Source organism: Psychrobacillus sp. PGGUH221, assembly GCF_042055255.1.
Lineage (GTDB): Bacteria > Bacillota > Bacilli > Bacillales_A > Planococcaceae > Psychrobacillus.
The window spans coordinates 778,577-804,519 of record NZ_JAQMHQ010000001.1 but is presented as its reverse complement, the minus strand read 5'-3'; the positions used below and the strand labels follow the sequence as shown (position 1 = coordinate 804,519).

Annotated in this window: 28 protein-coding genes and 1 pseudogene; 16 read left to right on the top strand and 13 right to left on the bottom strand. The window is 36.2% G+C overall.

Annotated features, from left to right (window positions below; genetic code table 11):
• Positions 1-88 precede the first annotated feature (88 nt).
• Positions 89-409, bottom strand: coding sequence for a YflT domain-containing protein (locus PGC35_RS03755; protein WP_056828441.1), 321 nt, complete (start codon positions 407-409; stop codon positions 89-91).
• 150 nt (positions 410-559) lie between these two features.
• On the opposite strand from PGC35_RS03755, the gene PGC35_RS03750 reads away from it, so the two are divergent.
• Positions 560-1,057, top strand: coding sequence for a flavin reductase family protein (locus PGC35_RS03750; RefSeq protein WP_375218229.1), 498 nt, complete (start codon positions 560-562; stop codon positions 1,055-1,057).
• 228 nt (positions 1,058-1,285) lie between these two features.
• On the opposite strand, the gene PGC35_RS03745 is transcribed toward PGC35_RS03750, so the two are convergent.
• From PGC35_RS03745 to PGC35_RS03730, 4 genes are all read right to left on the bottom strand, one after another.
• Positions 1,286-1,642, bottom strand: coding sequence for a hypothetical protein (locus PGC35_RS03745; RefSeq protein ID WP_375218228.1), 357 nt, complete (start codon positions 1,640-1,642; stop codon positions 1,286-1,288).
• A gap of 325 nt (positions 1,643-1,967) precedes the next feature.
• Complete coding sequence (locus PGC35_RS03740; protein WP_375218227.1) at positions 1,968-2,705, bottom strand: metallophosphoesterase family protein; 738 nt, start codon at positions 2,703-2,705, stop codon at positions 1,968-1,970.
• 134 nt (positions 2,706-2,839) lie between these two features.
• Positions 2,840-3,586 (bottom strand): SDR family NAD(P)-dependent oxidoreductase, encoded by a 747-nt coding sequence (locus PGC35_RS03735; protein ID WP_056828435.1) that lies wholly within the window; start codon positions 3,584-3,586, stop codon positions 2,840-2,842.
• Between the two features lie 122 nt (positions 3,587-3,708).
• Positions 3,709-4,398: a TVP38/TMEM64 family protein gene (locus PGC35_RS03730; RefSeq protein ID WP_375218226.1), complete on the bottom strand. Its 690-nt coding sequence runs from the start codon at positions 4,396-4,398 to the stop codon at positions 3,709-3,711.
• A gap of 125 nt (positions 4,399-4,523) precedes the next feature.
• Here PGC35_RS03730 and PGC35_RS03725 point away from each other — a divergent pair, with 125 nt between their 5' ends.
• Positions 4,524-5,201 (top strand): YdeI/OmpD-associated family protein, encoded by a 678-nt coding sequence (locus tag PGC35_RS03725; protein ID WP_375218225.1) that lies wholly within the window; start codon positions 4,524-4,526, stop codon positions 5,199-5,201.
• Positions 5,201-5,932, top strand: coding sequence for a class I SAM-dependent methyltransferase (locus PGC35_RS03720; RefSeq protein WP_375218224.1), 732 nt, complete (start codon positions 5,201-5,203; stop codon positions 5,930-5,932). The genes PGC35_RS03725 and PGC35_RS03720 overlap by 1 nt, the downstream gene beginning before the upstream one ends.
• Positions 5,933-5,974: 42 nt before the next feature.
• On the opposite strand, the gene PGC35_RS03715 is transcribed toward PGC35_RS03720, so the two are convergent.
• Positions 5,975-6,460, bottom strand: a complete 486-nt coding sequence (locus tag PGC35_RS03715) for a hypothetical protein (protein ID WP_375218223.1) — start codon at positions 6,458-6,460, stop codon at positions 5,975-5,977.
• Between the two features lie 131 nt (positions 6,461-6,591).
• Here PGC35_RS03715 and PGC35_RS03710 point away from each other — a divergent pair, with 131 nt between their 5' ends.
• The gene (locus PGC35_RS03710) at positions 6,592-7,872 is read left to right on the top strand and encodes an erythromycin esterase family protein (RefSeq protein ID WP_375218222.1); all 1,281 of its coding nucleotides are present in this window, start codon (positions 6,592-6,594) and stop codon (positions 7,870-7,872) included.
• Between the two features lie 10 nt (positions 7,873-7,882).
• On the opposite strand, the gene PGC35_RS03705 is transcribed toward PGC35_RS03710, so the two are convergent.
• Together PGC35_RS03705 and PGC35_RS03700 are read right to left on the bottom strand one after the other, a co-directional pair.
• Positions 7,883-8,548: a DUF1129 family protein gene (locus tag PGC35_RS03705; protein WP_375218221.1), complete on the bottom strand. Its 666-nt coding sequence runs from the start codon at positions 8,546-8,548 to the stop codon at positions 7,883-7,885.
• Positions 8,535-8,879: a PadR family transcriptional regulator gene (locus PGC35_RS03700; RefSeq protein ID WP_275788295.1), complete on the bottom strand. Its 345-nt coding sequence runs from the start codon at positions 8,877-8,879 to the stop codon at positions 8,535-8,537. Before PGC35_RS03700 ends, PGC35_RS03705 begins: the two co-directional genes overlap by 14 nt.
• Before the next feature lie 310 nt (positions 8,880-9,189).
• Here PGC35_RS03700 and dacB point away from each other — a divergent pair, with 310 nt between their 5' ends.
• The 4 genes from dacB to PGC35_RS03680 all read left to right on the top strand — a co-directional run bounded on the left by dacB (position 9,190) and on the right by PGC35_RS03680 (position 15,328).
• Positions 9,190-10,674, top strand: coding sequence for a D-alanyl-D-alanine carboxypeptidase/D-alanyl-D-alanine endopeptidase (gene dacB, locus PGC35_RS03695; protein WP_375218220.1), 1,485 nt, complete (start codon positions 9,190-9,192; stop codon positions 10,672-10,674).
• Between the two features lie 145 nt (positions 10,675-10,819).
• Positions 10,820-11,395: a TetR/AcrR family transcriptional regulator gene (locus tag PGC35_RS03690; RefSeq protein WP_053590662.1), complete on the top strand. Its 576-nt coding sequence runs from the start codon at positions 10,820-10,822 to the stop codon at positions 11,393-11,395.
• Between the two features lie 97 nt (positions 11,396-11,492).
• On the top strand, positions 11,493-13,586 hold the full coding sequence (locus PGC35_RS03685; protein WP_375218219.1) for an MMPL family transporter: 2,094 nt from the start codon (positions 11,493-11,495) through the stop codon (positions 13,584-13,586).
• A 185-nt stretch (positions 13,587-13,771) separates the two neighbouring features.
• On the top strand, positions 13,772-15,328 hold the full coding sequence (locus tag PGC35_RS03680) for a histidine kinase N-terminal 7TM domain-containing diguanylate cyclase (protein ID WP_375218218.1): 1,557 nt from the start codon (positions 13,772-13,774) through the stop codon (positions 15,326-15,328).
• 54 nt (positions 15,329-15,382) lie between these two features.
• Here the strand turns inward: PGC35_RS03680 and PGC35_RS03675 are convergent, their stop codons facing one another.
• The 5 genes from PGC35_RS03675 to PGC35_RS03655 form a co-directional block, all read right to left on the bottom strand.
• Complete coding sequence (locus tag PGC35_RS03675; protein ID WP_053590660.1) at positions 15,383-15,952, bottom strand: manganese catalase family protein; 570 nt, start codon at positions 15,950-15,952, stop codon at positions 15,383-15,385.
• Between the two features lie 15 nt (positions 15,953-15,967).
• Positions 15,968-16,234: a spore coat protein CotJB gene (locus tag PGC35_RS03670; RefSeq protein ID WP_375218217.1), complete on the bottom strand. Its 267-nt coding sequence runs from the start codon at positions 16,232-16,234 to the stop codon at positions 15,968-15,970.
• On the bottom strand, positions 16,231-16,437 hold the full coding sequence (locus PGC35_RS03665) for a spore coat associated protein CotJA (RefSeq protein ID WP_053592203.1): 207 nt from the start codon (positions 16,435-16,437) through the stop codon (positions 16,231-16,233). The genes PGC35_RS03670 and PGC35_RS03665 overlap by 4 nt, the downstream gene beginning before the upstream one ends.
• Before the next feature lie 95 nt (positions 16,438-16,532).
• On the bottom strand, positions 16,533-17,417 hold the full coding sequence (locus PGC35_RS03660; RefSeq protein ID WP_275790466.1) for a DMT family transporter: 885 nt from the start codon (positions 17,415-17,417) through the stop codon (positions 16,533-16,535).
• A 28-nt stretch (positions 17,418-17,445) separates the two neighbouring features.
• Entirely contained in the window at positions 17,446-18,360 is a 915-nt protein-coding gene (locus PGC35_RS03655) for an AEC family transporter (protein WP_331457245.1), read from the bottom strand.
• Positions 18,361-18,469: 109 nt separating this feature from the next.
• Between PGC35_RS03655 and PGC35_RS03650 the strand changes: the two genes are divergently transcribed.
• From PGC35_RS03650 to PGC35_RS03615, 8 genes and pseudogenes are all read left to right on the top strand, one after another.
• Positions 18,470-19,231, top strand: a complete 762-nt coding sequence (locus tag PGC35_RS03650; RefSeq protein ID WP_375218275.1) for a DUF2935 domain-containing protein — start codon at positions 18,470-18,472, stop codon at positions 19,229-19,231.
• Between the two features lie 312 nt (positions 19,232-19,543).
• The gene (locus tag PGC35_RS03645) at positions 19,544-20,110 is read left to right on the top strand and encodes an NADPH-dependent FMN reductase (protein ID WP_056828265.1); all 567 of its coding nucleotides are present in this window, start codon (positions 19,544-19,546) and stop codon (positions 20,108-20,110) included.
• Between the two features lie 441 nt (positions 20,111-20,551).
• Positions 20,552-21,322 (top strand): 3-hydroxyacyl-CoA dehydrogenase, encoded by a 771-nt coding sequence (locus tag PGC35_RS03640; protein WP_056828263.1) that lies wholly within the window; start codon positions 20,552-20,554, stop codon positions 21,320-21,322.
• A 44-nt stretch (positions 21,323-21,366) separates the two neighbouring features.
• Positions 21,367-22,518, top strand: coding sequence for a thiolase family protein (locus tag PGC35_RS03635; RefSeq protein ID WP_375218216.1), 1,152 nt, complete (start codon positions 21,367-21,369; stop codon positions 22,516-22,518).
• Positions 22,519-22,530: 12 nt separating this feature from the next.
• A complete protein-coding gene (locus tag PGC35_RS03630; RefSeq protein ID WP_375218215.1) occupies positions 22,531-23,679 on the top strand; it encodes an acyl-CoA dehydrogenase family protein in 1,149 nt (382 codons plus the stop codon).
• A gap of 137 nt (positions 23,680-23,816) precedes the next feature.
• A complete protein-coding gene (locus tag PGC35_RS03625) occupies positions 23,817-24,248 on the top strand; it encodes a MarR family winged helix-turn-helix transcriptional regulator (RefSeq protein ID WP_375218214.1) in 432 nt (143 codons plus the stop codon).
• 23 nt (positions 24,249-24,271) lie between these two features.
• Positions 24,272-25,206: pseudogene (locus PGC35_RS03620) on the top strand (ring-cleaving dioxygenase).
• Positions 25,207-25,223: 17 nt separating this feature from the next.
• Positions 25,224-25,832, top strand: coding sequence for a flavin reductase family protein (locus PGC35_RS03615; RefSeq protein ID WP_056828249.1), 609 nt, complete (start codon positions 25,224-25,226; stop codon positions 25,830-25,832).
• Positions 25,833-25,943 lie beyond the last annotated feature (111 nt).

Sequence of the window (25,943 nt, the reverse complement as noted above, 5' to 3'; positions counted from 1 at the left end):
TCTTATAATTGTGCATCAAATTTTTAAAAAATACAAATAAAAATCCCATTCGCCCAATGAAGGGGAATGGGATTTACATATACATGAATCAATTATGAGCAACTATTACTAATTTACCTTCATCGAGCTCTTTTTCAGCAGCCGCAGCTTCTTCTTTTGATAAGCCAGTTGCTTCCATTTTATTTCGTAACTCATCGCCACGAGAAGTAAATAGGTTCTTCATCGACTCTAAAATGCCTTGTTCTTTTATTCCGACATCACTTGTATCTAAAGCGTCGTTAATATTGTCTGCTCTTTCTTTAAAATGAGCGAAAATATGAATATTATCTCGTGAATATCCTTGTGTTTCAAATTTTTCAATTTCTTGTTTGGCTTGAACGGCATTTTCTACAGAAACTTTAATTGTCATATTAAATTCCTCCATTGTTGTATTATTTGCTATATCTATCTTTACCCTTCATTAGGGTTGTTTAAACAAAGAGTCGGGTAGAAATCTAAATGTGTGAAAGAAAAGGTTGATTTTGATATTCTAAAAAGAAAAGAGAATGGAAGTTGCTTAATGGAAAATAAATTGGAACAAATAGCTAGTTTTAAAGCTGCTATGGGAAATTACCCGACAGGTGTTACGGTTGTGACTGCATTTAATCCAGAAGGTAAACCAATGGGATTGACGGTTAATTCCTTTGCATCGGTTTCTTTAGAACCCTTGCTAATTTTATGGTCTATAGATAAGAGAGTAAACTCGTATAACGATTTTCTCAAAGTAGATAAATTTAGTGTAAATATTTTAGCTGAGAATCAAAGTGATTTATGTAATTTATTTTCAAGTAAAGTAGAGGACCGATTTGGTCAATGTGACTGGCAGGAGTCTGACTTTAAATTACCTATACTCACCGATGTGCTAGCAGTATTGCAATGTAAGGTATTTAAGCAAGTGGAGGCTGGCGATCATACAATTATGATTGGAGAAGTAATTGATATTCAAAATTATAATAAAGAACCGCTACTATATCATCGAAGAACTATTGGAGCTATTCCAAAAGAGTTTTATAAATAAGAAAAAGGATATCTAAAGAGATATCCTTTTTTCATGTTTAATTTATAGTCACCGAGTTTGCGTGAGAATGCATCGAAAAGACCGATGTTCAAGACGATTAGAAGAACTAAAAAATGAACTCCTCATAATAGTGATAGAACTGTACCTAATTGTAAAAAGGATTTCAAAAAGATGTTATCTATCTGTACTTATATGAATAAAATGTCTCTCTGATAAACAAGTGGAGGATCAGTCCGGCATCCTATACCCGTATGGCCAATCAGTCTGAACTTGCTGATTCTGAGGACTTTGCTCCCAAGGGTAACCCTGCTGATCTTGTTGACCTTGCCCCCAAGGATACCCTTGCTGATCTTGTTGACCTTGCCCCATAGGATAACCTTGCTGATCATACTGGCCTCGCCCCATAGGATAACCTTGCTGATCATACTGGCCTTGCCCCATAGGATAACCTTGCTGATCATACTGGCCATGCCCCATAGGATAACCTTGCTGATCATACTGGCCTTGCCCCATAGGATACCCTTGCTGATCATACTGGCCATGCCCCATAGGATAACCTTGCTGACCATACTGGCCATGCCCCATAGGATAACCTTGCTGATCATACTGGCCTTGCCCCCAAGGGTAACCTTGCTGGTCATACTGACCCTGCATCCATGGATACCCTTGCTGACCATACTGGCCTTGCATCCAAGGATAGCCTTGTTGCATTCGTCCTCTTCGAAACTTCCCAAACATTCAATTTTCCTCCTTTTTATTCTTCAAAATAGCATATGTAGAGATAAAAGGAGGGGTTGGGAACTACTTCGTTTTTGTTTTTCAATTGGGTGTTTTATAGGCACATGTTGTTTCATCTTTGAACTCGTTGAAGACTCGAGAAAAATTCGAGGACAAAGAGAGAAATCATAATCTAGTTTTCTAAGTAAAAAAGCTTAAACAGTATCTCTCTTTGAGGAACTTTTAGTGTTTTAAACTTTGTAATAAACGCTTCTTTATCATAAGTTGCTTTATGAATTCGAACAGTAGGTTTACTGTCAGTGAAATCAATTATTGCATAAGGAGCAGTATTTCCTTTTGAAACCCCAAGTGCCCCAGGATTTAAATAGATTTGGCGTTCATTTTGAAAAAAATGTTCTGGATGATGGTGGCCAAAACAAATAATATCAGCTGGATAATTTTCGTACATCTTCTCCATATTCTCTAAGTTTGGCTCTAATATACTGTAAAAAGGGTCATCTTTAATACGTGCGTGTTGCTTATTAAATTCAATATGATAATGAATACCAATGACCTTGATGCCATTAATTTCTTTTTCTATTATTCGGGGAAGTTGGTTTAGCTTTTCGATATGGTAAGAAGATAATTGGTTTGCAATCCACTCGTGATGTTCACGTGTATGTTTATAACTTTCTGGATGACCTTCACCAGCCAATAGGGACAAAATAGCTTCATCATGGTTTCCAGTAATCATACGAACATCGTTACGAGCAAACAGTAAATCTAATACTTCGTTTGTTTCTGGCCCCATTGCAATCATATCTCCAAGACACCAAATTTCTTCTATATCTCCATTTAGGTCAATTTCTTTTAGAACTTCCTTTAATGCCATTTCATTGCCATGAACATCTGTTATGATTGCAAGCTTCAAATGTATTTGCTCCTTTTTTATATCTATATGTATAAAAAAGGTTGTCCTTTTATAGGACAACCTCAGACTATTGACAAGTGCTTTCGTTCTTCATTGCGTGCTCGTCTAATACAAGTATCTTCAACCTACTAATTTTATTTAAAGCTTAAGAATCCATCGTCCACAGGAACTGTTTGACCGTTAATCGCGCTTGCTGCATCAGAAAACAAGAAGGCAACAACTTCTGCTACTTGTTGTGGTTTAATTAATCGATTGTGCATATGTTGCGCAGCTAAATAGTCTTTCATTTCTTTATCTTCGCCAAGAATAGGAGTGTCGATAAATCCAGGTGCAACTCCGTTTACACGGATACCATATTCAGCTAGTTCTAAAGCTGCTGATTTAGACATCATCACTACTGCCGCTTTTGCAGCATTATAGTTGAAACTACCTTTAGCAGCCATTGTACCATAAATAGAAGCAGTGTTAACAAATACTCCTTTTGCACCGATTTCTACCATTTTTTTCGCTGCATAGTACATACCATAATATACGCTATGTTGATCGACATCTATTACTTTATGATAAGATGCAGGGTCCATTTCTAAAAATGGTTTTACTAAACCAATACCTGCGTTGTTAAATATTCCATTTAATGTACCGTATGTCTCTACTGTGAAATTGATTAGCGCTTCTACTTCTTCGGCTTTCGAAACATCTAGTTTGTAGGATGTAGCTTTACCACCACTTTTTTCAATTTGAGCCACTGTTTCTTTTGCACCAGCTTCATTAAAATCAGCAATTACAATTGTGTTACCTGCTTCTGACAATTTGTACGCTGATTCTCGTCCAATTCCACTACCGCCACCTGTAACAATAATTACTTTACTTTCTGTTGCCATTTAATGTTCCTCCTCAAATGAAATTTTGATATTTTCTGTACAAATTTAGTATAACGCTTCGATGTCTCGAATTCAAAATATCTGTTTTGCTATGAAAACATACAATTGTAATATGGATGAAGTTAATCGATATTATCCTTTTCTAAAGAAACTGCTTTTCTTTTATTTCGAACTATTTTAATGAAATAATATAGCGCAATCGCAGCTAAAATAACGATCCAAATGACATATTCATCCCATTCTGCAGACAATATCCCCGCAGGTATTAAAGCTAAAACGAAGAAGTAAAGAAAATTTCCAATGGAGGTTGCTAATAAATATGGGAATAACCGTATAGTACTCAGCCCTGCTAAAATATTTATGATACTTGTTGGAACGAAGGGGAAAATTCTTGCTTGGAATACATATGTAAAACCATTTGCGTCAACTTTTTCAATTAACTTCGGATTAAATTTTTTCATAATTATATCTTGGAAAATATAGCGAACAGAGCAATAGACAATTACTGAGGCAACGACACTTGTAAACCAGCTCCATAAAAAACCCTTCATAAATCCAAATAAAGTAATATTTATTGTAATGACAAGGACTAAGGGGAATACTGTAAAAGAGTTTTGTATGAGCATAACGATGAATAGGAAGAATAGGGCAAATCCTAAATTTTTATTTAAGAAGCTGCGAATACCTTCGACATCTCCATCTAAGAGCAATGAGATTAAATCTTTATTTAATATAAAAAACAGGATTAATAGAAGTAGCCCGATCCATATGATCCATTGTTTTTTTAGGAGTTTGTTTATAATTGTCTTCATAGGTCACCTGTTCTTTCGATAAAGGTCGTTAATTTTATCCTACCATGCTTTAGTCTTTGTAAAAAATTTTGGGCATTGTTATTCTTAAAAGAGTGCAAGACTTTTTTCGTAATAGGAGTAGTTATATGCCGACTAAATCAATTGTAGAAAAATTGAACGTAAGAAAATACTTAAATAAATTAATCCTCCATTTGCCAACAGGTATGAAGGATTTTGATGAAATTGACTTTGATACCTCTATAAAAGAAAGTAAATATGATTTTGTATTTGTATTTGTTTATAACTTAGAGGATTATACGAACTATTTAAATGTAATGGTAGAAAAGAAGTTAATTGAGAATAATGGCTACTTATTCTTTGCTTATCCCAAAAAGAATAATCCGACGTATAGGGAATATATTGATCGTGACGATATGATCAATTCGATTTCACCAGATGAGGATGGATACGTTACAGGTAGTGATTTGAAATTTTCAAGAATGGTCAGTATGAACGAAACATTTACTGTTGTAGGTTTAAAATCAGTGCCAAAGAAAAAGAAAAAAAGTACTACAACCCCAAACAGTCAATGTGTAGACGATTATATTCAGAATGTTAAATATATTATAAAGTATTTAGAGAGGAATGAGAAATTACTCGATTTTTATAATCAATTAAAACCTGGTTATCAAAAGGATTGGGCTCGTTATGTTTATAGTGCAAAGCGTAAAGAAACACAAGAAAAAAGACTGCTTGAAATGGAGAAAATCCTTGGGGAAGGTTATAAGTCAAAGGATTTATATAGAAGAAATGAGGGAATATAATGAACTATCGAGGCTCTAGTGCTTACGATCAATCGGAATTCTTCTCAAACTATTTGAAAAGAAGAGGTAGAAAGGACAGTCCCAATAACGCGATTGAAGGACCAATTATATATGATCTAATTGGAGATTTTACTAATAGAACGGTACTTGACCTAGGTTGTGGAGATGCTAGGTTTGGAAAAGAACTATTGGAAAATGGAGCAAAGCAATACACTGGCTTAGAAGGTTCCAAACAAATGGCGGCAACTGCTATTCAACAAATTTCAGGCATGAATGGGGAAATCCATTTGGAATCAATGGAGTCTTTTCATTATCCACTAAATGAATATGATCTAGTAACTTCAAGATTTGCCATACATTATGTAGATAATATTCAAAAACTGTTTAATAACGTGCATCATGCATTGAAAGAGAATGGAAAGTTTGTGTTTAGCGTTCAACATCCACTTACCACGTCATCCTTTGAAAGTAAAAAGGTAGGAGATAGACGGGAGAACTGGATTGTGGATGACTATTTTATCGTGGGGGAACGAAAAGAACCATGGATGGATGAAGTGGTTATCAAATTTCACCGAACAATTGAGCAATACTTTCAAGCGTTAGTTAGAGCTGGCTTTCAAATAGTCGACTTACGAGAAGGTGAACCAAAGATTGAACATTTTAGCAACGAAGAGGAATTTAAAAGAAGATTAAGAATTCCTGTTGTGTTGGCTTTTTCTTGTTTGAAATAAGGAAAGGGGATGGATTAGAATAATCTTTCCCCTAGTTAAATTTTATTCAGTCAAAGTTACATTATGTTCTTTTGCCAAATCTTCTATTTCATTTAAAGCTTGGCGCATTAATGCTCTTCCTTCATTAAGCATTTGGTTGGCTTCGTTGATTTTATCGTAATCTTGGGCTTCAATTGCGGCTAAAACGGTTACTATACCATTAAATTGTGTGTTGCTTGCGTCTATATAAAGTTCATGTATCTCTCTCACTTCTTTAGTCTCTGGTCTAATTTCTTCTAATTCTTCAATAAGCTTTCTGTATTTCGGTATGACAACATCTTGTATATGGACGTATGTTGTTTCATCATTCACAAAATTTTCACCAATGACACTTTCATATTCTGAGATAGCTTCAGTCTCTAGTTCTTCTAATGCCTTTATTTCATTGTTTATATAGTGAAGTAGATCATCTTGAACAGGGTCACCACACGCACTTAGAACAAATATAGGAATAAAAGCTAAAATTACAAAAAGAAGTCGCTTTATCATTGTACCTCCTACGGCAAGATTGGATTCAAACACTAAAATCAGCATATGCAAGTCAATAAGAATACGGTACGGATAGTTATGAATGAAAATAGGTGAAATGACTCAAGCTTTAATAGAAGGGAGTGAATTCGTTGGTTTCTCTTGAAGAATCTATAAAAAAATATGCATTGCGTTATGAAACAAAAAACGATTTAACACCAATAATTGATGCCATTGGTGATGCGAAAATAGTCCTTCTAGGGGAAGCTAGTCACGGTACATCAGAATTTTATACCGTCCGGGCTGAATTGACTAAACGATTATTAGAAGAGAAAGGGTTCTCTTTGATTGCAATTGAAGGAAATTGGCCATCCACTCAGCGTATAAATAGGTTTATAAAGGGCTATACGAAGGAACCGAGTAATGTAATGGAAGCTCTTCAGGCATTTGAACGCTGGCCAACTTGGATGTGGGCAAATGAAGAAACTGCTGAATTTGTTAGTTGGTTAAAGGTGTACAACGAGCAAAAAGAGCATAAGGTTGGTTTTTATGGAATTGATATATATAGTTTGTGGGAGTCATTAGATGAAGTAGTGAAGTATTTAAGTCAAACGAATCCCGAAGGAACGGATTTAGCATTTGCCAAAAAAGCACTCTCATGTTTCCAACCCTTTAATCGCCATCCCGAAACCTATGCATTTTCATCTTTAAATATTTCGGATGCATGTATAGAGGAAGTTGCCAAATTAGTTTCTTCCATACGTGCTCATGAGGACAATTATAAGGATGAAGTAGAGTCTGACTTAAATTTAAAAATAAATGCAATGGTTGCTAAAAATGCGGAGGAATACTATCGCGCAATGGTTCGTAGTGATGAATTGTCATGGAATGTTCGTGATGAGCATATGGTCGAGTCAATCAATGAAATAATGGACTATCATGGGAAAGATGCAAAAATAATCGTCTGGGAGCATAATACCCATATCGGAGATGCATCTGCTACGGACATGAAAGATTCCGATATGATCAATGTCGGACAGCTCCTCCGCCTGCAAAATAGAAAGGAAAACGTTTTTGCAGTAGGTTTTGGTACTCATAGAGGAACTGTTATTGCAGCAGATGAATGGGGACTTCCTTATAAAATTATGGATGTTCCACCAGCACGAAAAGACTCTTGGGAAGATGCATTGCATAACGCAGGAGCATTTGATAAGATATTGATTTTTAATGAAGAAAACAGGTCTTTATTTAATGATTGGATAGGTCATCGAGCAATAGGGGTTGAATATAATCCGGATTATGAAGCATATGCCAATTACGTACCATCCAAAATAGGGGAACGGTATGATGCATTTATTTACATCGACAAAACAAAGGCGCTTTCTCCTTTAGATAGAGAGCAACATAAGACTAAGGCTGCTCAAAGATTTTGAGCAGCGATTTTTAATTGCCTGCTTTTTTCATTAACCATGAAGTTAGCAATAAAATTGCACCAATTCCAAGTGAAACAGTCCATGGAAGCACAAAGGAAGGACCGAAATCCTTGATAAAATAGCTAGCTATAAAAATAAATAAGAAGCTTCCAGCACCATATAAACCTGCTTGCAACATCATTTTCTTATCACTTGAATTTTGATCGAAAGCTGTTTTATGAATTAAACCAAAAATTACTTTTACTCCAATAGCAATCAATAGTGCAATTAATAAGAAAATTAGAAGAGAGGGGACAATATAAACTCTAGAAACACTCTCTTGCCCTACTAATAGAGTTGCAACGCTTCGGATGACTAAAAACCATCCAAGCAAATTCACTCCTATTCGGCTAAGAAATTTAGACGTGCTTTTTCTTTCTTCCTTTGGTAAATGGTTAATTATTTCGTCTGCATAACCTCTCGGGTCATCGCCAAATATTTCTCTCGCTGTTTTGCCATCTTGTTGACCTTCTATTAAATGATCTAACATCTCCATTAGTACTTCTTCCGATTGTTGTTCAGATAGACTTAGTTTAGTGCGTATATAAAGAAGCATTCCGGAATAATATTTTTCGTTATCTTCTGTCAGCAATTCTCTTTTTTGATTGTTTTGCTCTATTAATTCACTTGCTTTCATTCGTATTTCCTCCTTTTGACAATAGGGTGTTAATCGGTACTGATAATTGATTCCATTCCTCTGAAATGATTTCAAGAGCTTCTTTGCCTGCTGCTGTTAAAGAGTAATACTTTCGATTTGGACCAAAATCGGAAGGTCTCATCTCACCTATAATAAGTTTGTTTTTTTGAAGTCTTAATAAAACAGGGTAAATTGTACCTTCACTAACATCCGATAAACCGATTTCTTGCAGTTTTCGGGATAGTTCATATCCATAAACAGCTTCCTTCTCTATTACAGCAAGTACGCATCCATCTAGAATTCCTTTCAAGAGTTGACTTCTAATTGACATAGGTGAGCCTCCATAAAGCTATCTTGTAAAACATAATAGCTAGTTAAAAATTAACTACCTTGTTTTGCAAAGTAGTTAATTAGAGTATATACAAGCGTGGAGTAATTGTCTACTAGGAAAATATGCCGTATTTTGTCTATTTTGAAAAAAATAAGGTATTATCTGATAATTTGGTGTTAGAATAGTTATATCATTTTGAGCCTTATTCAGTGGGTGCAAGAAGCACAGCTGAATAGTTAATTGGGTTGAACAAACTCTTTCAAAGTTACACGCTAAAGCGCATTTCATATTAAAATTTGGGAGGTATAAGGTGAATATTTGGCGAAAATTCTTAGTTAGTGTCGTTGCTGTTTTTATGATAGCTGGATCAGTAATTATTCCAGTAACAGATAATTCTAGCGTTGAAGCTGCTACTACTTATTCAAAATTAACAAGTACACTTAATAATATTATGTTAGATAGTAGGATGAAAAACGCAAATACCAGTGTGACAGTAAGAGAAGCTTCCACTGGAGAAGTGATTTATCATCATAATCCGGACAAAGGAATAACACCAGCCTCCTCGTTGAAATTGTTAACTGGTGCAGCTGCACTAGATACGCTAGGTGAAAATTATCGTTTTTCTACAGCAGTTTTAACTGATGGTACCGTAAAAAAGGGAACGTTAAATGGCAACTTGTATTTACGAGGTCAAGGAGATCCGACTTTATTAAAAACACATCTTGATAAATTTGCAGATGGATTAGCGAAACAAGGGATTAAAAAAGTTTCGGGTAATTTAATTGGTGATGATACTTGGTTTGATTCTGTTCGATTATCTGCAGGAATTTTAGCAGAGGACGAGCCCTATTATTATGCAGCTCCGATTTCGGCTTTAACGCTTTCACCAAATGGAGATTTTGATGCAGGATCAGTCATAGTGGAAGCGAAGCCGGGAGTGAATGGTAAAGCTACGAAAGTAACATTATCTCCTGTAACAAGTGTGCTACAAGTAGTCAATAGATCAAAAACAGTTCCGAAGGGGTATAAAAATACACTGAAAATTACTCGTCAAGTCGGTTCTAATAAGGTAATTATTACAGGGAATTCACCAGTAGGCACTTCTGGGAAAAAAGAATGGATTTCAGTGACAAATCCAGCCTTATATACATTGGATGTTTTTAAAAGTTCATTAAAAGCAAAAGGTATTACATTTGTATCTACCTCCAAAGTAGCCCAAGGAAAGGCGCCAAAAAATGCTAAAGCGCTCGTATCAAGAAAATCGATGCCATTAAAAGAATTAATCATTCCATTTATGAAGTTAAGTAATAATACACATGCGGAAATGTTAGCCAAAGAGATGGGGAAAGTAAAATACGGGGTAGGTAGTTGGGATGCAGGTCTAAAAGTTATGCGTGATTACGCAAGTTCTATCGGTCTCGATGGTAGACAGTGGAAATTCGAGGATGCGTCAGGCATGTCTTATTCCAATAAAATTACTTCCGAACAATTATCTCAATTACTTTATGTTGTACGTTCTGAACCTTGGTATAACACATATATAAAGAGCCTTCCAATAGCGGGATCATCAGATCGATTTATTGGGGGAACACTTCGAAATCGATTGAAAGGATTCCCTGCAAAAGGGAATATAATGGCAAAAACAGGAAGCCTCGAAAATATTAAATCACTTGCCGGCTATGCAAAGACCCAAAATGGTGAAACGTTGATCTTTACAATACTAACCGAAGACACAAAGACGAGCACAATACCTGTCATCGACCAATTCGCAACAGCCATCACAAACTTCAAATAATAACGATTAAAATCACGAGATAATGTTACAGTAGTGTTACTGGTGCCTGGCACCAGTAACACTACTGTAATTTTTTTATTTGGATGGATTAGTTTTCGGTTTAGTCTTGGTATACTATACTTGAGTTATGAACGAGGTGAGTGCGTTGGGAAGAGATCGGAAGTTTACAGATGAAGAATTATTTAATGCTACAAAATCTATGATTATCCACGATGGATACGAAGCATTTACATTTAGTCGATTAGCGGCGGTCTTAAATGTTTCAAGAGGTAGTATATATAAGTATTACGAAAATAAAGACGAACTAATATCGGAATTTCTTATGTACGAAATGAATCGTTTCCTACTTGAGTTTAATGCGCTAGACAAAACAGGAGATTTCCAAAGTCAATTTAATTTATTAATTGATTTCATATTTGAACATAATAATATCCATCAAGTGTTGGAAATAATTCATCAAATACCTTCTAACACAACAAAAAGAGTAGAAGATAACAAATCCAAATTAAGTGAATATCATGTGGATATGTATAAGCAATTCCAAGGGTTTATCGAGTTAGGACGAAAAGAAAATAAGATAAAAAGTCATATTCCTACAGCGGTTATGTTGGGAATGATCTTTCAAACAATTGCAATTCCGAACCATTTTGCCATCCCACAAGATGAATGGATTGCATCCATAAAAGAAATATTAAGTCATGGAATGTTCAGTAAAGAGTAATTGACATATCTGTCACTTATGAAGTATTGTAAGAGACAGATATTTTTTTATCAAAAGTGACACTAGTGTCACTAAAAAAATACTGGAGAGTGATTAAATGAAGACCGTTTTACGACACATAACAGATTTTGTATCTAGTAAAAAAGGAATGTGGATTACCCTCGGAAGTTGGCTAGTTATAACTGTATTGCTTGCAGTATTGGCTCCGAGTGCAAGCGAGTACAAAGTCTCCAGTGTCGCATCATTACCGGAGGATGCTAAATCTGTCATTGCGCAAAAAAATATGGATGAGCATTTTAAAGATGCAGAAAGTCTTCCAGCTATTCTCGTTTTGCAATCGGAAGAGGCTGAATTAAATATAGATGCAATAGGAGTAGCTTTAGATAAGGTAAGTGCTTCTGATATTAACGGGCTAAAGGAAGTCATTCCATTTAGTAGCTTACCTCCTCAAGCACTTGCAGGATTTTTCTCAGAGGATAAAGAAACAGCAGTCATTCCGCTTAGTTTTATTACTTCTTTGCAAATCTCAGATCTTGAAAAAAGTTTAGAAGAAGTGAAAACAATAGTAGCAAAAGAAACAGGCTCTACTGTTTATATGACAGGACCCGCTGGAATTGCAGTAGATACAACAAAGCTATTTGAACGTGCAGATATTGTTTTACTACTGGCTACTGTAGGAATAATACTGGTTCTACTAATTATTATTTATCGTTCGCCATTGCTTGCTTTAATTCCATTACTAGCCGCAGCATTTGTGTACGAAGTAGTAAATCAAATCCTTGGTTTGTTTGGAAAAGCAGGGTTAGATCTTGCTAGCCAATCAACTTCTATTATGTCTATTTTATTGTTTGCTGCGACAATCGATTACTCATTATTCGTGTTCTCAAGATACCGCGAAGAATTAAAAAACTATGAAAGTAAGTTCGATGCGATGAAATGGGCGATGCGTGAAACTGGTATTCCAGTATCCTTCGCTGGGGGAACTGTTCTTGCAGCAATGCTTGTTTTGTTCTTTGCTGAATTTGGGGATTACAAAAACTTTGCACCGATATTTGGGACTACGATGTTCGTCATTATGATTGCATCTGTTACATTGATTCCAGCACTTTTCACGCTTTTCGGAAGAAAATCTTTCTGGCCGAAGATTCCAAAGTTTGGGGAGGAAGAAGTAAAAGCAAACTCTTTATGGAATAAAATCGGTTCATTTGTTGTAAATAAGCCAGTTGTAGCAGCTCTTTCCATTCTTGCTATTTTAGTAATTTCTTCATTGAACTTGTTTAATTTAAAATATGAGTTTGATACGATGAAGTCTTTCCCAAGTGATATGGCTTCACGTGAAGGGTATGAAATTATTGAAGAACAATTTGAAAAAGGAGATCTCGCACCAACGACAGTACTATTTGAATCTGAAAATGAAATAACAGGGGAAATGCAGGCAAATTTAATAAAACAGCTTTCAAAGCAGAACTTAGTAAGTAGTGTACGTGCATCAGGAATTTCCGAAGATGGGCTTGCAGCGCAATTTCAATTAACTTTTAAAGAAAATCCATATTCTTCGGAATCAATGGATGCATTGGAACAGATGATAGGGTACGCAGAGAGCATTGTTAGCGATAGCAACGTTCAAGGTGATATTTATTTTGCAGGTGAAACAGCATCCCAAGTGGATGACCGCTCAATCAACAATCGAGATTTAATCGTCATCGTATTGTTAGAAACACTTTTGATTTTTGTTTTATTGATCTTGTTAACAAAATCCATTAAAATGCCTATTTACATGATGGGAACTATCTTATTATCATTTTTGGCAGCACTTGGTCTAGGTATGTTCTTGACAAACCTTTTCTTTGACATTGATACAATTAGTAACCGAGTTCCTCTTTATTCGTTTGTATTCCTTGTAGCATTAGGAATTGATTATAATATCATTCTAATTTCTAGATTTATGGAAGAAAGGGAAAAACACTCGGTTAAAAAAGCGGTACAAATAGCAGTTTCTCATACTGGAGGAGTTATTTCTTCCGCGGGTATCCTCCTCGCAGCAACTTTCGCCGTGTTAATGACACAACCTATACAATTACTATTTGTATTTGGCTTTATCGTAGCAGTTGGAATCATACTCGATACTTTCTTAATTCGAGGAATACTACTGCCGGCATTAATCGTATTGTTTGAAAAAGATAAAAAATAAAACACAAAGCACTTGGTAGCAGCAACCTCAAACTACCAAGTGATTTTTTATGGATGTTTCAAAAGTGTTACGGGTGCCTGGCACCAGTAACACTTTTGTGTTGATAAAATTTTCTAGGCAGGAGGTGATTTTCTGCTATATAATAAATTCAACAAAATGAATTAAATGGAAATGGAGCTATCATTTTGACATACATATTCATCGTTATAATGGCTGGCACGCTCAGTTTGTTTTTAAGCTTATACGTGCAAATAAAAATTAAGGATGCTCCGGGTGCCAAGTCATATGTTATAGTTACTTTTTTGTCATCAGTTTTCACTTTCGCCTACGCTTTTGAATTAGCAAGCTCCACTTTACAACAAATGAAGTTTTGGCTTAGTGTCGAGTATCTTGCTATGCCTTTTATCCCTGTGTTTGTCCTATTGATGTGTGTGGAGTATGTAGGGCATAAGCTTAAGCACTGGGTATACTATGTTCTGTTTCTTATTCCTTTCACGACTATATTCATGATGCAGACAAATAATCTACATCATCTATACTACACATCCCTAAATTTAGAGAATACTATTACCTCTCCTATACTAAAACTTGATTGGGGTCCATGGTTTTATGTTCACTCTATCTTTGTTTTCTTGTGCTTAATCATATCTATCGTTTTATTACTTAGACAATTTAGAAAAGCCTTATATATGTTCCGAATGCAGATTTTATTGATGGTTGCGGGACTACTTACTCCTATCATAGCGAACTATTTTTATTTAAATGGGTGGAGCAAAGGTATCGATTTAGGACCTGTCTCTTTAAGTATCACCTTTCTCTTTCATGGTGTGGCTCTTATTTCCTTGAAAATGTTCAATGTAGCCCCAATTGCCAGAGATAGTGTATTTGAAAGTATGAAGGAAGGAGTTATTGTTATTAATCAAAACCAAGTAATTGTTGACTTCAATCAAGCGGCGCTAACTATTATTCCTGCATTGAGCGAGCAGCAAATAGGTAAAACAATTAATGAGATTTTAGGAAATAAATCAAGCCTTTCAGAAAAAATAAAGGTAGAGCAGGAGAGCGACTATACGATGTATTCAGACGAGATAGTTTTACATTACCGCGTAAACTTTTCTCCGATTCTGAATAAAAATGGATTACATGTTGGGAAAATTATTACCTTTATTGATGTGACAGAGAGAGTGAATATGCAGGACAAACTAAAGAAGCTAGCTAGTTTGGATGGCTTGACTCAAGTATTGAATCGAACTTTTTTTATGAGAAAATCGGAAATGATTATGGACCATCTAATACTGAATGGTGGTAGTATCTCGGTAATCATGTTTGATATCGATTACTTTAAAAAAATTAATGATACATTTGGACATGAAGCGGGGGATTTAGTATTAACGCAAGTTACCAAGACTGTCCAAGAAGAATTACATAATACAGAATTTATGGGCCGTTATGGTGGAGAAGAATTTATCATATGTATGCCAAAAACTTCTTTAACAGAAGCTAGTGCTCGTGCTAAAAGCATTCGAGCGGCAGTAGAGGAAAGCTATACGATTTTTAATGGTGAAAAAATTATGGTAACTTCAAGCTTTGGAGTCTCTAATGCTATTGTTGAAGAGGGGGAGGATCGTTATTCTCTTTCAGACCTAATTCGGCAGGCAGATATGGCTTTATACACTGCCAAAAACAAAGGAAGAAATTGCGTAGAATCTTATGAGGAAAACAATATCTATTCATATAGTTAGGGGTATTACAGGAGTATTACGGGTGCCAGGCACCTGCAATACTCCTGTAGCAATTTAGAATACTTTTTTGCGGTCTCTTTCGTCTTTTATCATCTCTACTGCTTCCCGGAAGCGGAGAGAGTGAATATTTTCTCTTTCTCTTAAGAATCTTAAAGCATCACTAACGCCAGGGTCATCGGAGATATCGATTAACCATTGATAGGTTGCGCGTGCTTTTTCCTCCGCTGCAATGTCTTCATATAAATCTGCAATTGGATCTCCTTTTGCCTGGATATATTCCGTTCTAAATGGCACTCCTCCCGCATTTTCATAAAATAGTGCATGGCCATGATTAACAAAGTGGGCGCCAAGACCAGCTTTTTCTAGTTGCTCTGGTGTCGCGTCTTTCGTTAATTTATAAATCATCGTTGCTAGCATTTCCAGGTGAGAAAATTCTTCTGTTGAAATATCCGTAAGAAGGCCAATTACTTTATCTGGAACCGTGTACCGTTGATTCATATATCGTAGAGCGGCAGCGAGTTCTCCATCAGCACCACCATATTGCTCCATTAAATACCTAGCAAGCATAGGATTACATGTAGTTACTTCCACTGGATAAAGCAGTTTTTTTTCATAAACCCACATGGCGTTTCCCCTTTCTCATCGTTGCCATGGCCATGGAGGTGAATTCCATTGCCAACCGACTTCTATTGCTTGTTTGGAAGGGACCGATGTTAATGAAAGTGGTCCGTATCTACTCTCATAGTGTCTACGAACTCTAGCTGCTTCCTTTATTGCGTCTCTCCACTGATTTCGTGCGTCCTCATCATCTGGATGTGTATCGGTATACAAGGTTAGTTCCACTACGACAAAATCCAGTTGCTGCACTTTTTTCAACAAGTTCCACTCATCGTCATACACATTCATGAAATTCCCTCCTCCCGAAAAAATCCATCGACAAATGCAGGCCAGAGGGACCCATGCATGAGCGCTTCCTCAGGAGAAAATTGAGGGAGACCAGGTTGTTGAAAGTTTGTATAAACTTGTGGAGGTAAAACAAATTTCTTTACTAACATAGGTGGACAGGGATCTCTTGGCGATACATAAGGCTTATAACTACCTCGGAACATTGAACGGTCCAAATGACATCACTCCTTCCGTTCATCCTATGTATGGAAAGGCTCGTCTGATTCGTAATGGACAACATCAAAAAAAAAGAAGGGAATTATCCCTTCTTACTAGTTAGGTAAACACCCAATATGGTGAAAAATCCTCCAACTATATGAAACAATTGAATAGATTCCTCAATGAATAAAACGGCGAATACTGTAGCAAAAACAGGTATTAAATTCAAATAAATGCCGGCTTTATTCGCTCCTATTTTCACTACTCCTGTGTTCCATGAGAGGAAGGCGACGATGGAGGCAAAAATCCCTGTATAGAAAATAGCAGAAATAGATTTAATAGACCAGATTACATTAATGGCTGGATTCCATGTTTCATATAGGAAAAAAGGAAAAAGAATAATGATTCCCACTAAAATAGTTACTAGAAATGTAGAGTGAACAGGAAGCTTTTGTGCATATTGTTTTACTAAAGTGGAGTAAATACTCCAGCAAATAACCGCGGTAACTACTAACAAGTCTCCTCTATTAAAGGACAACTCAAGGAAACTCTGAAAAGAACCTTTGGAGATGATACATAACAGTCCTACCAAAGAAATAAAGGTACCCAGTAATTGATTTTTATTTAGTCTCTCCTTAAAAAAAACAAAAGATATGATATAGATAAGGATGGGCGTTGATGTATTTACTAGGGATGCATTAATAGACGTTGTATAGTGCAAAGCTAAGTAAACAAGTGCAGTAAAACCAACAATTCCCGTTAAAGACATTGCTAATACAATTAGCCAATATCTCTTTATTAGCCTCCATTCCTTTTTCAGAGGTTTCCAAACAATTGGTAAAAAGATAATAAATGCTAAGCACCATCTTATAAAAGCAAATGTAAAGGGAGGTAATTCATCCGCAACAGCTCGTCCATATGCGAAATTCCCTCCCCATAGTAGAGTAGCGATTATTAGTAATGTAATAGGTGGAACACTATTCATGAACAAAACCCTTTTCTCAAAATGTAATTTATACCCCTAAAAAAAATAGAACGAGTGGGATGCTGATTATACTTATTAATGTCGTAACAAAGGTAGTGAAAGAAACGAGATCTGGTTCAGTGCCAAATTGGAGCGCAAGAAGTGTTGTATTCGCTGCAGTTGGCATTGCCGCTTGTATGATAAACACTGTTTTAATCAGATCATTAAGTGGCATGAAATAAACAATTACAACTGCAAGTAGAGGTGATACAACCATTCGTATAACTGTTACAGCTGAAACAAAACGATAAGCTACTTTTTTACGAGAAATAACTGCCAGCTGCATTCCAAGAACAAGCATAACAGTTGGGATAGAAGCATCTGCTACAAGGCTGATTCCTTCCATTATTACTTGAGGTATCGTAATGGACGTTAATTGTAAAACAATACCTGCAACAGCTGTGTAAATAACTGGCATACGTATTACTTTATGAACAGACTGCTTCCAAGTAGCTTTTTCTTCTCCTCCAAGAGAAGCAAAAAAGATTCCAAACGTATTTATGATTAGGCCATGTAAAACCATAATAACAACGGCATAATCAAACCCCACGGCACCTAAAGCAAAAAGTACAACTGGTGCCCCGTAATTACCGCTGTTTGGAAACACTGCTCCGAGTATGATTGCTGCATATTGAGGACGAGTAGTCTTCATTATGCGAGCAGTTATCCAGGAAACAAGCAATAGTGTAAAAGTAAGCAATAAACAAGCTAGTACAATATAAAAATAGTCTATCGTCAATTCATTCGTATAAAATGTCCGAAAAGCTAAGAATGGGGACATCAAATAAAGTGCGGCACTGGATATAGATTTAATGTCAAAGCCAATTAATCTTTGTCCCATATAGCCAATAAAAAATATTAAAAATACCGGTAAAATAATTAATATTAATTCCAAAAAACTCACCTCTACAAATATATTACATTTATATATTAGGCAATGGCAATAACTTCTAGTAATTTATACTGGGCATCAGCATATATAGTAAGAGTGTAAAATAGGGGGAGGGTTTTTGCTGGGAAAAACATTCGAAGAGTCAGCGCTGTATGAGCTTCATTTCTGGTTGAAAGTGTTGGAGGACCACGGAAGATTTATTCATGATTCATTGGCTCCAAGTGAGAAGGAAAAAATTGATGCTGCAAGTTCATTTATTAAAAGATTTAGCCAGTTACTTACTACTTCCAAACAATCCTTATCGAAACAGGAATTAATATCTTTGGCGGCTAAGGCGAAAACATCAAGTGAAAAAATACGTGCATTTAAATTATATTTATTAAAAGAACACTTAGTTGGTAATATTAAAATCGCTTTGCCACCAACTTTCATCAATCATATGGTCAATGAAGTAGAAGAAGCGATACGTGTGTTTTCCTACTTAGAAAAGGGTGAGAACGTTCCTATTTTACATCCACTGCACCATGATTTACTATGGCTATTAGATGCTGCCGGTCATGCAGGTGCAATTGATGCAAACTTGGACAGTGTAGAGAAAAAGCTAAAAGAAAAAGGTCAACAATTTATGAAGGAATGGGAAGACTTCTATTTGAAAGCAGTTGAATTTGCTGGTTATTTACGTACCAATATTGAAAAGTTTCCAGCCTTAGATAAATTCCACGATGATGTAGGATTAGAAATGAAAATATTTAAGATGTTTCTAAAGGAATTAGAAGAAATGAGAATAAAAAAAGAAGCGCTTGGAACTTTTACGCCGCTCATGGCTGATCATATGGCGAGAGAAGAGACCTATTATTTAACAAAGCTAGCGCAGACCACATAAAAACCTCACTATTAGTGAGGTTTTTTTATTGGCAACTATTCCATAATGATTTATACCTTTAAACTTAGATATTTCCTGATATTCCTCGCTATTTCTGGAGGTACATACTCAGAGTAAGACGTTTAAAAAGTGTCTTGAGAGAAAAATTTGTAGAGTAGGCAGAAGAATTGACACTTTCAATATTATAATTTATAGTTATTTTGAATTCAAAATATGTCATAATGAGATATATTAATTCAAAGTAGAGGTAGTGATTAGGTTATGGGTTTTATAGACAAATTATTTGGTAGAACCAAAGAGGAGGAAATAGTAATGACAGCAGAAAAATTAAGAATTGGTATCGTAGTTGGTAGTGTACGTCAAGGACGTAATGCGGAAGCAGTTTCTAAATGGATGTATGACTTTGCTACAAAACGCAACGATGCAGATTATGAGTTAGTAGATCTTGTAGATTACAAATTACCATTCTTAGGGGAAGAACTTCCTGCAGATAGACAAGATGCTGCTAATACAGCAATTAAATCTTGGTCTGACAAAATGGCTTCATTTGATGGTTTCATTTTTGTAGCACCTGAGTATAATCATGCAATTGGTGGAGCTCTTAAAAATGCACTTGATTACCTTAAACCTGAAGTTGCAAATAAAGTAGCTGGTATGGTAGGTTACGGTAGCTTAGGTGGTACACGTGCACATGAAAATCTTCGTTTAATCTTAGGAGAACTTTCTGTAGCGGACGTTCGTACTGCAGTGACATTCTCACTTATGTCTGATTTTGAAAACATGAGCGTTTTCAAACCAGCTGAATACCATGCAGCAAATGCAAACCAAATGCTTGATGAAGTTCTTGCATGGGGCGGCGCTTTAAAAACAATTCGCTAATTTAAATAAAATACCTAAAAAATGCCAAGTTGAGTTTACTATTCAACTTGGCATTTTTTGTATTTTATTGTTCTGGTGATAGTGGAGCGGAGGCGCTTGCCTCACTCTGAGCCTCCTCAGGCCGTAGAAACAATTTTATCAAAGAAGGAATTCTACATCTGCATTCAAAATAATAGATTGACAATATATTAATAGAATTCTACTTTATTCTTTATCAAGAAAATACACTGGTATTCACGTCCTTCCAGCCGCTTGGTACGCTCTAAGTTGCATCTTACAAAGTGAAAAATCATCCGTAATAAATTTCAGTGCCATTTCATAGATTAATCTCTCTATAATTATTAGAATAATTAGAAATATAACATAAAAAGAGTTATAGTTTACTTACAAGCTTTTAATTAGGAATATCCGTCTTATAAAAAATTTTCTGGGGTGATGAATATGAATATTAAAGGGAAAATAGCGGTCGTAACTGGTGGTGCATCTGGTTTAGGGCTAGGAACAGTTACAAGTTTAGTAGAGCAAGGAGCAAAGGTTGTAATATTTGATATAAATGAAATCAATGCAAAAAAAGTATGTGATGAGCTGGGCCAAAACGTATTTTATTTCATTGTAAATGTGTCCGATCCAGAATCAGTGCAGTCAGCCATTCAACAAACAATCGAACGACACGGATCTATTCACATTTGTATTAATTGTGCGGGGGTTGGAACGCCACAAAAAACAATTGGGCGGTCAGGTGCAATGCCTCTAGAAAATTTTAAGCAAGTAATTGATATTAACTTAATAGGTACTTTTAATGTTTTAAGGCTAGCTGCAGCAGAAATGACTAAAAACGAGCCTCTAACTGATGGGGGAGAACGTGGAATCATTATTAATACTGCATCTGTTGCAGCTTTTGATGGTCAAATGGGGCAAGCGGCTTATGGTGCAAGTAAGGCAGGAGTAGCTGGAATGACATTACCTATTGCACGTGATTTGTCTTCTTATGGAATAAGAATAAACACGATTGCTCCAGGATTATTCCGCACACCAATGGCAGCGTCTTTACCAGATAAAGTAGTCGAAAAATTAGAGTCGATGGTCGAGTTTCCAAAACGGTTAGGACGACCAGATGAGTATGCATCACTAGTGAAGTTCATCATCGAAAATGAGTATATTAATGGTGAGGTGATTCGTCTTGATGGTGGGATTAGAATGTCACCGAGATAAGTACTAGTTTGGAAGGTTACTTACAAAGAGGGGTGGACAGAATAATGAGGGAAGTCGTGATAGTAGATGGGATCCGAACAGCGGTAGGGCGTAGAAAAGGGGTTTATGCTAATTATAGATCGGACGAACTTGCAGCAGTTGTTCTAGATGAGCTTGTAACACGTATAGGTTTAGATAAGGCGGAAGTGGAGGATGTAATCTTAGGATGTGTCACCCAATCAGGAGAACAAGGTGGTAATATTGCAAGAACTGCAGCGTTGATTGCAGGATTTCCAATTCACGTGCCGGGTGTAACAATCGATAGACAATGCGGCTCTAGTCAGCAAGCGGTTCATTTTGCTTCACAAGCAATCGCATCTGGTGATATGGACATTGTGATTGCTGGAGGCGTAGAAAGTATGACGCGGGAGCCTATGTTTTCAAATATTGGAGATACTAAACCGAGTTCTAAACTAACCGAAAAATATGAAATTATCAATCAAGGATTATCTTCAGAAAGAATGGTAAAGAAGTGGAATTTAACACGGAATGAGCTGGATCAATATTCTTCTGATAGTCATAAAAAAGCATTAGAAGCAATTAAGAATGGTCACTTTAAAAAAGAAATCGTGCCGATTGAAATACTTCAAGAAGATGGTAGCGTCAAAATAGTTGATATTGATGAAGGGCCAAGGGATGGTTCAACGCCAGAAGTACTAAATCAATTAAAAACGGTATTTGATGAGGAAGGCGTAATTACTGCAGGGAATGCGAGTCAAATGAGTGATGGTGCTTCTGCTGTTTTACTTATGTCTCAAGAAAGGGCAAACCAACTCAGCCTAAGACCAAAAGCACGCATTGTTGCTAGAAGTGTAACAGGATCAGATCCTACGCTAATGCTAACGGGTCCAATTGAAGCTACTAAAAAAGCTTTGTTAAAGGCTGGACTGACGATTGGCGACATAGACACATATGAGGTAAATGAGGCATTTGCCCAAGTTCCACTTGTTTGGTTGAAAGAGACAGGGGCGGATCCAAAAAAATTAAATCCAGATGGAGGAGCAATCGCACTCGGACATCCATTGGGAGCAACAGGAGCGAAGCTTTTAGTAACCATTTTGCATAGATTAGAACGTACTGGTGGTCGTTATGGGCTTCTAGCCATTTGTGAAGGCATGGGAATGGCCAATGCAACTATTATTGAACGGATAGAATAAGGGGGATTGAAATTGGCAAGATATCGTTTTGAAACGGAAGACCATGAAATATTTCGTCAATCGCTTCGGAAATTCCTTCAAAAAGAGGCTGTCCCCTTTTACGACACTTGGGAGAAAGAAAAAGCGATTCCTATTTCTTTTTGGAAGAGGCTAGGAGAGATGGGATTTCTCTGCCCCCAAGTGGAAGAGGAATTTGGAGGACTAGGGCTAGATTTTAGTTATAGTGTAATTATTTCTGAGGAGTTAGAGAGAGTAGGGACTAGTTTAGTAGGAGTCGGTCTACATAATGATATCGTCGTTCCATATATTGAGTCTTTTGGATCAAAGGAACAAAAGCAGCGTTGGCTCCCCAATTGTATATCAGGTGATTCGATTACAGCCATCGCAATGACCGAGCCAGGAACCGGATCTGACCTTGCTAATGTTCAAACGACTGCTATTTTGGATGATGAGCACTATGTGTTGAATGGTCAAAAAACGTTTATCACAAATGGTATTAACGGAAGTTTATTTTTGGTTGTTGTTAAAACAAATCCAAAAGCAGAACCAAAACATAAAGGTATAAGTCTGCTCATGGTAGAAGAAGGAACTCCCGGTTTTACAAAAGGTCGAAAACTCGATAAAGTAGGACTTCACGCACAAGACACTGCCGAATTATATTTCGAGGATTGTCGAGTACCAATTGGTAATTTAATTGGAGAAGAAGGGCATGGCTTTAGTTATTTGATGGAAAAACTACAACAAGAAAGGCTAGTAGTCGCTATTGCAGCACAAATTGCTTCCGAGGATATGTTTGAAATAACTATGGAATATGTGAAATCTCGTAAAGCATTTGGTAAGGCTGTGTCATCCTTTCAAAATACACAATTTAAACTAGCGGAGATGGCGACAAAAATAGAGCTAGGGAAATCATTCCTAGAGTCACTAATTGAGGACCATCTTGCTGGAAAAGACGTCGTGACAAAGGTGTCAATGGCTAAGTATTGGTTGACTGAAACGGCTCGTGAAATTTCCGTAGAGTGCATGCAATTACATGGAGGCTATGGCTATATGGAAGAATACAAAATAGCAAGAAGATATCGTGATATACCTGTCGCCTCTATTTACGCAGGTACTAACGAAATTATGAAGGTAATCATTGCAAAAAATTTAGGGTTATAAAAATTAGACCTCATTTCATTGTCTAAAGGACAGGGGAATGAGGTTCCTTATTGTTTGACAACAAAATAAAAAAGGCATATAATATCTTTAATTCAAGATAAACGAATTCAAAGTAAAGTGGAAGGAGTGGAAAAGATATGGGTGAGAATTTATCGTTAAAATCGTTTGTTGTTTTGATGAAAGCATCTAAATCTGTGCAAGATCGGACGAAAAAAGACATTAGTAGCTATGAAATGCATACATCTGAATTCACGGTGTTAGAAGCCCTATATAATAAAGGAAAACAAACGGTACGACAAATTTCAGATTCAGTGCTTATTAATTCGGGTTCCATCACTTACGTAATCGATAAATTAGAAACAAAGGGTTTTTTAGAGCGATTAAATTGTAAAGAAGACCGACGTGTTGTCTATATTCAAATTACGGAAGTTGGTAAACAATTTATGGATGAGATCTTTCCAAAGCATGTATCCGTAATTGAAGAAATCTTTTCAGGAATAACGAAAGAAGAAAAGGTTGTATTGATCGATTTATTAAAAAAAGTTGGAAAGAATAATAACAGTCATTAAATAATAAGAGAGGAAATTATAAAATGAAAAAAACAGCAGGAATACACCATATTACGGCAATTGTAGGACATCCACAGGAAAATGTCGATTTTTATGGAGGGATTTTAGGACTACGGTTAGTGAAGAAAACAATTAATTTCGATGACCCAGGAACATATCATTTATACTTCGGGAATGGTGGAGGAAAACCAGGGACTATTATTACATTTTTTCCATGGGTTGGCGCTTATCAAGGGAAAATTGGGGATGGACAAGTTGGTGTGACATCTTATGTGATACCAGTTGGGGCAATGCCTTTTTGGGAAAATAGATTGGAAAAATTAGGTGTTCTTTTTAATAAGGAATCACGCTTTGGAGAAACTTATATTACGTTGGAGGACCCACATGGCCTCCGGTTAGAACTAGTGGAAAGAGAAGATGGTGAAGCTAACAATTGGACTTTTGGTGATATCACCGCTGAAGTAGCAATTAAAGGTTTTGGTGGAGCAATATTGTTTTCAACACAACCAGAAAAAACTGCAAAAACACTAGAAGAAGTGATGGGCCTTAAGAAAATTGCAGAAGAAGGTGATTTAATTCGTTTCAAATCAATTGGTGAAATCGGGAATGTGATCGATTTAAAAACGACATCTAGAGGCCGTGGGCAAATGGGTGTAGGCACAGTTCATCATATTGCTTGGAGAGCTGAAGATGATAAAGATCAACTAGATTGGCAGCAATATGTAGGCAATCATGGATATGGAGTAACCGAAGTAAAAGATAGAAACTACTTTAATGCAATCTACTCAGAAAGCATGGAGAGATTTTATTTGAAATTGCAACGGATCCTCCAGGATTTGCTCATGATGAATCGCTTGAAACTATGGGCGAGAATTTAATGCTACCTTATCAATATGAAAAGTATCGAGAACGATTGAACAATGAGTTAATTCCAATCAAAATAAGAAACTTTGACTAATTTGAGGAGGAATCCCTTTGCTTTCCTTTGATCCGAAAAAAAGTACAGAAAGAGAAAATTATAAATTGGTAATCGGTAGTATAATTCCTAGACCGATTGCATTTGTAACCAGTTTGGCGAAAGATGGAACGATAAACGGTGCACCCTTTAGTTTTTTCAATATTGTTTCGTCTAATCCGCCAATGATTTCCCTTGCGATTCAGCGGAAAAATGGAGAACGAAAAGATACCGCACGAAACATTTTAGAAAGAAATGAGTTTGTTGTCCACATTGTGGATGAAGAAAATGTAGAAAAGATTAATATAACTGCTGTCTCGCTGCCTCCGAATGAAAGTGAAATCAAAAAAGCTGGGTTAACCTTGGCATCAAGTGAAATAATCGGTACTCCAGGAATCAAAGAAGCGAAAGTTAGGTTTGAATGCACTTTAGAGCAAATTATTGAGTTGGGTGATGGTCATTCTATTGGAACGGATCTCATTATAGGAAAAATAGTTCATTTTCATATAGATGAATCTATTTACGAAGACGGGAGAATCAATCATCAAACACTTGGAGCGGTTAGCCGTTTAGCAGGTTCTAACTACGCTAAAATTGGTGAAGTATTTTCGATAGAAAGACCAAAATAAGATAGATAAGATTACCTTCGAAGACCGAATGTCGGTATTCGGAGGTTTTTTTGCTCTTTATTTATATCGTATGTTACGATATAAATAAGTATTATTTAAGGGAGGATACAA